We start from the raw sequence: 12332 nt of genomic DNA, 5'->3' as shown, positions 1-12332 counted from the left end.
AACTATCTATTATAGACTTATTTTTTTAATTCGCTTCTTAACTTCTGCACGTATTGTACTACTTGCCAACGTTCTTTGTATGTCAATTGACCTGAGTGTGACCCCATCATGTTTTTACCGTACATTAATACGTGATAAATACTTCCCTCGGTAATGTCTCTATCTTTATAGTTCGGAATACCTAAGAATTTCTCTCTTTCCATTAATATTCCGTTTCCATCACCTTTCTTTCCATGACATACTACACAGTAAATACCGTACATTTTCTTACCATTTTCAAGGTTTTTCTCGTTTTTAGCTAAAGGATTCTTCAATTCATTCTTAGCCTTCTCGTAACCAGCATTTGTATCTGGAATATCATAAGCCACAATGCCACTTCTGCTAACAGTTCCTGCAACAGGTAATCTGTTAACTGGAACTTCGCCCGCAGATGAAAATCCATTTGCATCGTATGGTACAGAGACATACATGTCTGGCATATATTGTACTTGAGATTTACGTTTATCGTTACAAGAAGCAATAACTGTAACAATAACTAAAGCAATAACTATTTTTATACTCTTCATATCTATCTATTAGTGCTTATCTACTACTTTGATTTCTAATGCTCCTGTTGATTCTAATAAAGTTTTTAAATCTTCTTCATTATCACTAACTGAAATTTCCATTAAAAAATGATCATCTGTTGTTCTAGGATCAGGATTCTCAGCTTCTTTAAACGGCCAAATTCTACTTCTCATATAAAAAGTAATAACCATTAAGTGAGCTGCAAAGAATACCGTTAATTCAAACAAAATTGGAACAAATGCTGGCATATTCTCATACCATGTGAAACTTGGCTTACCACCGATATCTTGCGGCCAATCGGCGATCATTGTATACCAAGTTAACCAAATCGCAATTGACGTTCCTGTAATTCCATATAAGAACGCAGTAATTGCTAAACGAGTTGGAGCTAAACCTAAAGCTTTATCTAACCCGTGAACTGGGAAAGGAGTATATACTTCTTCAATATGATGATGTTCTCCTCTTACTTTCTTAACGGCATCCATTAAGATATCATCATCATTGTATAATGCGTGAATTACTTTATTAGTGCTCATTGTTCTCGTCTCTTTGTTTTTTATAATTCTCTCCTGAAGATTTTAAAATCGTCTTAATCTCTGCTGTTGGAATTACTGGGAATGTTCTAGCATATAATAAGAATAATACGAAGAAGAATCCAATAGTTCCGATGAAGATACCTACATCAACAAATGTTGGCTCAAATCTCCACCAAGTAGAAGGTAATTGACCTTTACTTAATACAATCGCGATAATATCAAAACGCTCAAACCACATTCCGATGTTAATTGCAATAGATACTAGGAAAGAAACAACGAAACTTCTTCTAAACTTCTTAATCCATAAGATTTGAGGAATGATGATATTAAATATCATTAATGACCAGAAAGCCCATCCGTAAGCACCAGCTTCTGCACCAAATGATAAATATGTATAATTTTCATATGGTGAACCTGTATACCAAGCGATGAAGAATTCAGTAGCATATGCAACAGCTACAATACCTCCTGTTAAAATAATTACGATATTCATATACTCGATATGTAAACGAGTAATATAGGCTTCCATGTTCGTTACCTTACGCATTATACCTAATAAGGTTTGTACCATTGCGAACCCTGAGAAGATCGCTCCAGCAACGAAGTAAGGAGGGAAAATTGTTGAGTGCCATCCTGGGTTTACAGAAGTAGCGAAGTCAAACGATACAATTGTGTGTACAGAAAGTACTAATGGAGTTGCTAAACCAGCCAACACTAAAGATACTTCTTCAAAACGTTGCCAATCTTTTGCTCTTCCTGACCATCCGAATGATAATAAGGCATAAATCTTCTTTTGGAAAGGTTTCACTGCTCTATCACGTATTGTTGCAAAATCAGGTAATAATCCAGTCCACCAGAAAACTAATGATACCGATAAGTAGGTTGAAATTGCAAATACATCCCATAATAATGGCGAGTTAAAGTTAACCCATAATGAACCAAATTGGTTTGGAATAGGTAATACCCAATAACCATTCCATGGACGCCCCATGTGAATAATTGGGAACAATCCTGCTTGAAATACAGCAAAAATTGTCATTGCCTCTGCAGAACGGTTGATTGCCATTCTCCATTTTTGACGGAATAATAATAACACGGCTGAAATTAATGTACCAGCATGACCGATACCTACCCACCAAACGAAGTTGGTAATATCCCAAGCCCATCCAATGTTTTTACTTAATCCCCAAACACCAATACCCGTTCCTACTGTGTAAAAGATACATCCAAACCCCCATAACATTGCTGCTAAAGAAATGTAGAATGCAACATACCAGTGTTTATTAGCTTTTCCTTCTATAGGTCTAGCTATATCTTCTGTAATATCATGGTAACTCTTATCACCAAGTATTAAAGGTTCTCTATAAGACGATTCGTAATGACCCGACATAATCTATATTCTTATAATTTAATTAAGCTTCGTTTGTATTTCTTACTTTCACTTGATACACTACGTTTGGTTTTGTACCAATGTAATCTAACACGTAGAAAGCTCTTCTATCTTCTTTTAACTTCGCAACAGCATCTTTATCGTTATTAACGTCTCCGAATACCATAGCACCAGTTGAACATGCTTGTGAACATGCGGTTTGGAATTCATCAGCTTTAACAGCTCTACCTTCTCTCTTAGCTTTTAAGATGGTAGCTTGTGTCATTTGAATACACATAGAACATTTTTCCATAACTCCACGAGAACGAACGACAACGTCTGGATTTAATACCATTTTACCGTATTCGTTATTCATATTGAAATCAAATTCCTTATTATCTGCATAGTTGAACCAGTTAAAACGACGAACACGGTAAGGACAGTTGTTCGCACAATAACGAGTTCCTACACAACGGTTATATGCCATTTGGTTTTGACCTTGACGACCGTGAGAAGTTGCAGCTACCGGACAAACTGTTTCACATGGTGCGTGATTACAATGTTGACACATCATTGGTTGGAAAGTAACCTCTGGATTCTCAGCAGGATTTTCTAAAGCATCGAATAAGTCTCCTTTACTTAATTTTAATACTTTCTCAGTATATCTTCTTTCAATATCTTTATTAGGAATATTTGGATTCTGAGCTTTGAACTCATCCATAGTAATGATCGCATTACCATCTTTATCCTTTGCATATTGCTTATCTTCTACTGTTGAAGAATAGTAACGATCAATACGTAACCAGTGCATATCTCTACCTACACGAACTTCATCTTTACCGACTACTGGAACATTGTTTTCAGCATGACACGCTACAACACACGCTCCACATCCTGTACATGAGGTTAAATCAATCGATAAGTTAAAGTGATGACCTAAACTTCTATCGTGATCATCCCATAAATCAACCTTTCTGTCAGTAGCTTCAGTTTCTTGGTGATCGTAAGATACCATGAAAGGTTGGTTCCACGTATGTTTAGGATCTAAAGATTTATCATTCACTTCTTTTAAAGTAGCTTCTCTTAAGATGTCGTGACGACCAGCTAACGTACTTTGAACCTGAATACAAGCGAACTTGTGAGTTCCACTTACTTTCTCAACAGATACATTATACTGTACGTTTTTACTATCCGCATATAACGGGTAAGCATTTACACCTACTTGCATTTCTTCTTTTAGTCCTTGCTTCCTACCATAACCTAAAGCTAATCCTAAAGAACCATTAGCTTGACCTGGTTGAACAATCACTGGTACTGTAACTTCTACTCCATTTACAGCAACTTTTGCGTAGTCACCATCGATAGCTCCGTTATCTTTAACAGGATTGGTAAAACCTAACTTCTTAGCATCTGCCATAGACATTGTTAAGTAGTTATCCCAAGAAGCTCTAGTAATTGGATCAGGTAATTCTTGTAACCAAGGGTTATTCGCTTGTTTACCATCTCCTAAAGCTGTAGAAGTATATAATGTTAACTCGAATTGAGTTGATTTTACTTTTGATAATTCATTTGCCGAATCTACTGGATTAACAGCAGTTGTTTCCTCTGCATTAACCTCGTTATTTACTTCAGCAACTGAAGTCATAAAGAAACCATCATGTAATGCTTGATTCCATGAAGCGCCATTTAACACGTTGGTACTCCAGAACTCTTTTAAAGTATCATAATAATTTTGAGTTGCTCCAGACCACTTTAATAACACATCTTGAAACTGGCGTGTATTAAAAATTGGAGCAATGGTTGGTTGTACTAAACTATACTTCCCAGCAGTTGCCATAACATCTCCCCAACTTTCTAAGTTGTGAGGTGCTGGTAATGTAAATTGAGTTGAATTTGCGGTAGCATCATCTTGCGTAGAAATTGCTACAGAGAAATCTAATTTTTTAGTATTCTCACCAAATCCTGTAATGGAATAAGCAGGATTTACGTTATAAGTAACTAATCCTTTTGCTTTTCCAGATTTAATATCAGCTAATAGCTCAGCAACCTTTGCATCATTTCCTTGACGTGTTAGGTTCACTGCTTTCGTATCAATGATTTCACTATTTAATGCTTTATTAATTGCTAAAGCAACTAATTGAGCATTTTTATCGTTGAATCCGGTTACAACTACAGCCTTACTCCCTGCTTTCTTAAGATCAGCAGCTAATTTAGCTACTTGAGCATCAATTGAAGTATTCTCAGTTGCGATATTCTGACCTGTAATTGCGTTAAATAATTTAACTAACGCATTTACTTGAATAGAAGGTTTAGCAACAATACGTTTATCTGCATTTGCTCCAGACAAAGACATATTACTTTCTATTTGCACATGGTAAGACATCTTACCAGCATCTGCTCTTCTGCCATCAGCATAAGACTTTTCGTAACCTCCTTGCCAATCTCCAATGAAATCTGCACCTATAGAAGCTATTACTTCAGCCTTACTGAAATCATAATTTGGTAATGCACGAGTACCATACATTGCTTCCATTGCATCAGCCGTTCCACTTTCTGAAACTGCATCATATGTTACATGCTTTACGTTTGGATATTTCGCTAAGAAATCAGCAATTACCTTTTCAGTAGATGGACTTGCTAAAGTTCCAGTCATTAAGTAAACTAATGCGTCTGCACTTTTAAGACTCTCTAATTTAGCGATGATTTCTTTATCTGCATCTGCCCAAGTAAATTGAGCATCACCTTTTCTTGGTTCTTTTACACGTAAGTCGCTATCGTATAATGATAACACTGAAGCTTGCGTACGAGCACTTGTTACACCACCCGCCTCTTTGTTCGGCATTACCTGAATTGGACGCCCTTCTCTAGTTTTCACTAAAACATTCGCAAAATCAAACCCATCTGCAATTGTAGTTGCATACCAATCTGCTACACCTACCACTAAATCGTTAGGTTGAACTACATAAGGGATTGATTTTCTAACAGGTCCTTCACATGCTGCCAATGAAGCTGCAGCAGTTGAAAAACCAACATATTTTAAGAAATCTCTACGTGAAGTAGAGGAACCTTCAAGAGTTTCTTGATCTCCTAAAAACTCTTCTGTCGGTATTTCCTGTACAAACTCTTTATTACGTAGCGTTTCAACAACAGAACTATCATTTAGTTCTTCAACACTTTGCCAGTATTTTTTGTTTGAAGCCATTTATATAACGTGTTTTTCTACTTTCTTAATTATTAATAGTGGCACTTACCACATTCTTTACCACCTAATTGAGCGATTGTCACTTGATCTACCCCATATTTCTTAGCTAAATCTGCATGAATCTTAGCGTAGTACTCATTTCCTTTCAAGTCAACATTAGTTTCCTTGTGACAATCAATACACCATCCCATAGTTAATGGAGAATGCTGATATAATTCTTCCATTTCCTCTACTGGACCGTGACACTTTTGACACTTAACCCCTGCAACTGTTACGTGTTGTGAGTGATTGAAGTAAGCAAAGTCTGGTAAATTATGGATTCTAACCCATTCGATTGGTTTAGTATTTCCTGTGTATTCCATTTCAACTTTATCCCAACCTACGTGCTCATATATTTTTGCGATTTCTTTATCTAATTCAGTTTTACCTACAACACGTCCTCCATCTTCTAAAACGACTTTAGTTCCTTCGGCTACTTCAGCAATGTTTTTGTGACAATTCATACAAACATTTAAAGAAGGAATCCCTGAATGTTTAGAATGTTTAGCTGCTGAGTGACAATACTGACACTCAATTTTATTGTCACCTGCATGAATTTTATGGGAAAATAAAATTGGTTGAACTGGTTGATATCCTTGATCAACACCTACCTTAAACAACGTTCCAAATAAAACATATGCTGTCATTAATGCTCCAAAGATCACGAACATCACGTGTAGAAACGTATTCTTTTTAACACCTTCCCACAACTCAGCTGTTTGCCCTAACAAACCAGGGGTTTTAGGGGCTCCTTTTAATTCACTAACCGTTTTTAATAAACTTGCGATCATTAAGAATGCAACAACGATAGCTCCTGCTAGAATCCAGATTAACCATTTTGGAGCTTGATCCTCACTGGCTAAATCATCTTCAACACCACCTGAACCAACCACAACCTTCTTTGGGTCACCAACAGTGGTGTAATATAAAATATCATCGATATTTTGATCGGTTAACTGCGGAAACGCAGTCATATTTGATTGACCCCATTCCTCGTATAAAGCAATAGCATCAGCATCACCTGAAGCCCTAAGCTCCGCATTATTACGAATCCACTTCTTTAACCATTCGTTTTCTCTTCTTTTTTCAACTCCACCTAAAGCAGGTCCAGTTGCTCTTTTGTTTAGCTTATGACAAGAAGCACAGTTAGCGTTAAATAATTTTCTTCCTGCCTTTTGACGAGCTTCATCAACTTCCTGGGCATTTACCGAAACACTTACTAGAAATGCAAATAAAAGAGTAAAACTACTTAAAAGAATTCGACTAATTTTGTTGTGATAATTCACACTTTTCATACTGTAAAAATATAATTTTTTGTATCTATTATGTATGTTGCTATAAGAATGGAAAATTATTTATTTCACTCCCATAAACTCGGACAAAATTACTACTTATCTGCAAAATAGGAAGTGTTAAGAGATTCCTAATTTACAATTTATATCAATTCTAAATAACAGTTATCAGCAATCTATTAGCCCACAAGTCGTTACTTTTGTAAAAAACATGTAACATGCATCTATATTGTAAAAATTTATTTTGTTTAGCCCTATTACTAACTGGTTTTTTATATAGTTTTTCTCAATCTAATTATACAGATAATGAGAAGATTAATTCGCTCTTAGAAAAGAAAAGAGAATACAATAAGAACAATGAAACTATTTACAAGATACAGTTGTATAATGGCAATGAAAAAATAGCACGTACTATCAAACAAAATTACATGATGAAGTTTCAGGGCATCCCAAAATTAAAATATGAAGCCCCAGAATGGAAAGTACATGTTGGAGAATACTATTCAAAAATTGAAGCTGATCGTTCATTAAATAAAATCAAGGAAAAATTTACAGGAGCTATCGTTATCCGATTTAGAAAATAGTTTAAAACATTCTTAAACACGTAATATAAGACTCTTTCATTTTTTTTGAAAGAGTTTTTTATTGATCAGAAATATTATTACATCATAATCCAGCGATCATTCATCAGTACTAATTTCACCAATGGATTAACAATTTGTGTCATTTGTCATTCATTTACAATTAGTAATTTAAAATACACCTTTCGTGCAGTTTACAATACAGAAAAATAGAACATATATTCTTTAATAATCTTTAATATTTCAATTTATCATACTTCTGTTATCCATATTTCATTGCTTTAATCAATTATATCACAACAACTAAAACGTTCTCCATATTTTAGTTTTATCAACCTTACTGGTGATTATTTGCAAACGACAAACTAGATGAATAAAATCATTTAACGCATCTTTTCGAGACTTGAATGGAGGTCAATACTTGCTACTACGCTGGATTTACAGGAAATCAATTTTCACAAAACACTCAAAACTTAAAAGATAAAAAAAGGCCTTGAAAAATCAAGACCTCCAAATTTATATATTGTTACTTAAGCCTATTTAAGCTTTTTCTTCACTGCTACTTCAATGTAAACTTCAATTACGTCTCCTTCTTTAATATCATTGTAACCTTTAATTTGTAAACCACAATCATATCCTTTAGTAACTTCTTTTACATCATCTTTGAAACGCTTCAAGGAAGCCAAAGTACCGTCATGTACAACAATACCGTCTCTGATTATACGAATATTGGAGTCACGAGTAATTTTACCGCTCATAACCATACATCCCGCAATATTACCAACCTTTGAGATTTTATAAACCTCTCTGATTTCAACATTACCAATAATCTCTTCTTTCATTTCAGGAGAAAGCATACCTTCCATTGCATCCTTAAGATCATTGATTGCATCATAGATAATAGAATAAGTTCTAATATCAACCTCTTCTCTATCCGCTACATTTCTTGCATTACCTTGTGGTCTTACATTAAATCCAATAATGATTGCATCTGAGGCTGAAGCTAACAACACATCAGACTCTGTAATTGCACCAACCCCTTTATGTAAAATATTTACTTGAATTTCTTCAGTAGATAATTTCTGGAAAGAATCGGTTAATGCTTCTACTGAACCATCTACATCTCCTTTTAATATAATATTTAACTCCTTAAAATCTCCTAAAGCAATACGTCGTCCGATTTCATCTAATGTTAACGTCTTCTGAGTTCTTACAGATTGTTCACGTTGCAATTGCGAGCGCTTTGCAGCGATTTGTTTTGCTTCTCTTTCATCTTCAAAAACATTGAATTTATCACCTGCCTGAGGCGCTCCATCTAGCCCTAAAATTGACACAGGAGTTGACGGTCCAGCTTCTTTAATTTTATTTCCTCTTTCATCGAACATGGCTCTTACTTTTCCACTATGCTTACCTGCGAGCAAATAGTCACCAATTCTTAATGTACCAGCTTGAACTAAAATGGTAGAAACATACCCTCTTCCTTTGTCTAACAATGCCTCTACAACTGTACCTACAGCATTCTTATCTGGATTAGCTTTTAATTCTAAAACTTCCGCCTCTAATAAAACCTTTTCTAATAACTCATCAATACCTTGACCAGTTTTAGCCGAGATTTCTTGTGATTGAATATTTCCTCCCCAATCCTCAACTAATAAATTCATTGAAGATAATTGAGTTCGGATATTATCTGGATTTGCGTTTGGCTTATCCACTTTATTTATTGCAAATACGATTGGCACATCTGCAGCTTGTGCATGTGAAATAGCCTCTTTAGTTTGTGGCATTACGTCATCATCAGCAGCAATTACAATAATTACCAAATCTGTAACCTGTGCTCCACGTGCACGCATCGCTGTAAAAGCCTCATGACCAGGAGTATCTAAAAAAGCAATCTTTTGACCATCCTCTAAAGTAACACTATATGCTCCTATATGCTGAGTAATTCCCCCACTTTCACCGGCAATTACGTTTGCCTTACGAATGTAGTCTAATAATGATGTTTTACCGTGATCTACGTGACCCATTACTGTGATGATCGGAGCACGTGGTAATAACTCTTCAGGACTATCTTCAACTTCTTCGATAGATTCCTCTACTTCTGCACCTACAAACTCAACCTTATAGTTAAATTCTTCAGCAACGATTTGGAGTGTTTCTGCATCTAAACGCTGGTTCATAGTCACCATCATACCAAGCATCATACATGCCGAAATAATATCGGTAACGGGTTTATCCATCATAGTAGCAACCTCACTCACTGTTACAAACTCAGTTACTTTTAAGATATTTTCCTGAGCTGCTTGCATTTCTGCTTCAACCTGTTGCCTGTGTTGATCTCTTTTCTCTCGTCTATACTTAGCTCCTTTGCCCTTGTTAGATTTCCCTTGAAGCTTTTCAAGAGTTTCTCTTACTTGTTTTTGGATTTCAGCTTCCGTTAACTCCTCTTTTTTAACCTCAGGTCTTCTTCCTCTTCTATTCCCTTGGTTTCCTCTCCTATTTCCCTGATTACGGTTTGCTTGGTTTCTATTTCCTTGACCTTGACCAACTCTGTTATTTCCTTGTTGATTGTTATTAGCACTGGTCCCTGGTTTAGTAATTCTTCTTCGCTTTTTCTTATCAGCGTTATCATTACCCTTATTTGCATCAGGTTTCTTTTTCTTCGGTCTTTCAAATTGTTTCAAATCAATTTTTTGACCTGTCATTTTAGGACCATCCAATTTCTGGTACTTTGTCTTAATTTTCTCCGCATTCTCTGGAGTAATCTCTTTTTTCGACTCAGTTTGTTTCTTAGGCTCTTCCTTTTTCACAGGTGGTTTACTAATCTGGGCCACCTTCTGTTTTGGGATTTCAGTTTTCTTTGGCTCTTTCTTTTTAAGCTCTTGCCTTCCAACCTTTGGCGTCACAGTTTGCACAACTTGTTTAGGTGATTCTACCTCTTTTTTTACTTCGCTGTTAACAACTGCTTCTTTAAGTTTAACAGGCTCCTTAACTTCTTGTTTAGGTTCCTCTTTTACTTCAGTAGTTGGTATAGATTTTTGCGTACCAATATCTATTTTACCAACAGTTTTTAATTTAGGCTTATCTGCTCTAGCTTTAAGAATCTCTTGTTTCTTTGCTTCTTCTTCAGCTCTTTTGGCTTCTTGTTCAGCCTCGATTCTTTTGCGTATTTCTTCTTTCTCCTTACGCTTTTCTTCGCTTACTTCTTTAGAAGCAACACGCTTAGACTTATCCGTTTGGAAACCATCTAACAACACTTGGTATTCTGAATCAGAAATCTTAGTAGTTGGACGCGCCTCGATTTCGTGACCATTCTTTGCTAAATGTTCCACTGCTCTATCTAAAGAGATATTTAATTCTCTTAAAACTCTGTTTAGTCTTAATTTTTTAGCTTCAGCCATAAATAGTTTAATACTTTATATTCTATAAGTAAGTTATTTTACTCACTTACGTTATATCGATTTAAAGGAACCGATCAACCTAATATTATTAATCTTCGAATTCTTCTCTTAAGATTCTCTGAACTTCTACTATTGTTTCTTCCTCTAAATCCGTTCTTTTTACTAACTCAGTAACATCTTTATCTAAAACACTCTTAGCAGTATCTAATCCTATCCTCTTGAATTCTTCGATCACCCATGCTTCAATTTCATCAGAAAATTCAGTTAACTCAACATCTTCTTCCTCTATTCCTTCTCGTTGCACATCAATATCGTAACCCGTTAACTGACTTGCTAAACGAATATTTACACCTGACCTACCAATTGCTTTAGATACTTCCTCGGGCTTTAGGAGAACATTTACACGGCCTTTCTTACCATCTTTCTCCTCATCAAACTTGTCTATAGTAACGGAAGTTACTTTAGCAGGACTTAATGCTCTTGCAATATACAACTGTTCGTTCTTAGTATAATTAATTACATCAATATTTTCATTTCCTAGTTCACGAACAATTCCATGAATACGAGATCCTTTAACACCAACACAAGCTCCTACTGGATCAATTCTGTCATCATAAGAATCTACCGCAATCTTTGCTTTATCACCGGGGATCCTTGCTACACCTTCAATAGTAATTAAACCGTCGAATACCTCAGGAATTTCTTGCTCAAACAATTTCACTAAGAATCCAGGTGCTGTTCTTGACAACACAATAGATGGCTTATTACCTCTTAGCTCCACTTTTTTAATAACACCTCTTACAGAATCGCCCTTTCTAAAGAAGTCAGAACGAATTTGCTCAGTTTTCGGTAATACTATCTCGTTCCCTTCATCATCTAACAAAATAACTGCATTATGACGAATATGATGCACTTCAGCGCTGTAAATTTCTCCTTCGAGATCTTTAAACTGTTTGAAAACATTGGTGCTATCATGCTCGTGAATCTTAGAAATTAGATTTTGACGTAACGCTAAAATAGCTCTTCTTCCTAAATCAATCAATTTAACTTCTTCAGACACATCTTCACCAATTTCAAAATCGGGCTCAATTTTTCTCGCTTCTGACAATTCAATTTCCTCATTGTCATCCTCTGACATTCCATCAGCTACAACAATACGGTTTCTCCAAATTTCTAAATCTCCTTTATCCGGGTTGATAATAATATCAAAATTATCATCAGAACCGTATTTTCTTTTTAATGCAGAACGAAATACCTCTTCTAATATAGACATTAAAGTTACCCTATCTATACTTTTATTGTCTTTAAAATCTGAAAATGACTCGATTAATGCAATATTTTCCATTCC

Annotated in this window: 8 protein-coding genes; 1 reads left to right on the top strand and 7 read right to left on the bottom strand. The window is 35.4% G+C overall.

The window, feature by feature from the left end:
• Nucleotides 1-17: 17 nt before the first annotated feature.
• Genes BTO06_RS01685 through BTO06_RS01665 form a run of 5 tightly spaced genes read right to left on the bottom strand, consistent with a single transcriptional unit; the run spans nucleotide 18 to nucleotide 7008 of the window.
• Nucleotides 18-566, bottom strand: a complete 549-nt coding sequence (locus BTO06_RS01685; protein ID WP_198517122.1) for a c-type cytochrome — start codon at nucleotides 564-566, stop codon at nucleotides 18-20.
• 9 nt (nucleotides 567-575) lie between these two features.
• Nucleotides 576-1103 (bottom strand): DUF3341 domain-containing protein, encoded by a 528-nt coding sequence (locus BTO06_RS01680; protein ID WP_100923661.1) that lies wholly within the window; start codon nucleotides 1101-1103, stop codon nucleotides 576-578.
• Nucleotides 1093-2493 carry an NrfD/PsrC family molybdoenzyme membrane anchor subunit gene (nrfD, locus tag BTO06_RS01675; protein ID WP_100923660.1) on the bottom strand — a complete coding sequence of 467 codons (1401 nt, stop codon included), beginning with the start codon at nucleotides 2491-2493 and terminating at the stop codon, nucleotides 1093-1095. Before nrfD ends, BTO06_RS01680 begins: the two co-directional genes overlap by 11 nt.
• 22 nt (nucleotides 2494-2515) lie before the next feature.
• A complete protein-coding gene (locus BTO06_RS01670; protein WP_100923659.1) occupies nucleotides 2516-5674 on the bottom strand; it encodes a TAT-variant-translocated molybdopterin oxidoreductase in 3159 nt (1052 codons plus the stop codon).
• A gap of 32 nt (nucleotides 5675-5706) precedes the next feature.
• A complete protein-coding gene (locus tag BTO06_RS01665; protein ID WP_100923658.1) occupies nucleotides 5707-7008 on the bottom strand; it encodes a c-type cytochrome in 1302 nt (433 codons plus the stop codon).
• A 215-nt stretch (nucleotides 7009-7223) separates the two neighbouring features.
• Between BTO06_RS01665 and BTO06_RS01660 the strand changes: the two genes are divergently transcribed.
• Nucleotides 7224-7589 (top strand): SPOR domain-containing protein, encoded by a 366-nt coding sequence (locus BTO06_RS01660; RefSeq protein WP_100923657.1) that lies wholly within the window; start codon nucleotides 7224-7226, stop codon nucleotides 7587-7589.
• Nucleotides 7590-8122: 533 nt separating this feature from the next.
• On the opposite strand, the gene infB is transcribed toward BTO06_RS01660, so the two are convergent.
• Both infB and nusA read right to left on the bottom strand, forming a co-directional pair.
• A complete protein-coding gene (gene infB / locus BTO06_RS01655; protein WP_100923656.1) occupies nucleotides 8123-10984 on the bottom strand; it encodes a translation initiation factor IF-2 in 2862 nt (953 codons plus the stop codon).
• A gap of 88 nt (nucleotides 10985-11072) precedes the next feature.
• Nucleotides 11073-12329 carry a transcription termination factor NusA gene (gene nusA / locus BTO06_RS01650; RefSeq protein WP_100923655.1) on the bottom strand — a complete coding sequence of 419 codons (1257 nt, stop codon included), beginning with the start codon at nucleotides 12327-12329 and terminating at the stop codon, nucleotides 11073-11075.
• Between the last annotated feature and the right edge of the window lie 3 nt (nucleotides 12330-12332).

Origin of the sequence: Tenacibaculum sp. SZ-18 (assembly GCF_002813915.1) — a bacterium.
Lineage (GTDB): Bacteria > Bacteroidota > Bacteroidia > Flavobacteriales > Flavobacteriaceae > Polaribacter.
The sequence above is the reverse complement of the archived record's forward strand: the minus strand, read 5'-3'. Positions and strand labels throughout refer to the sequence as shown.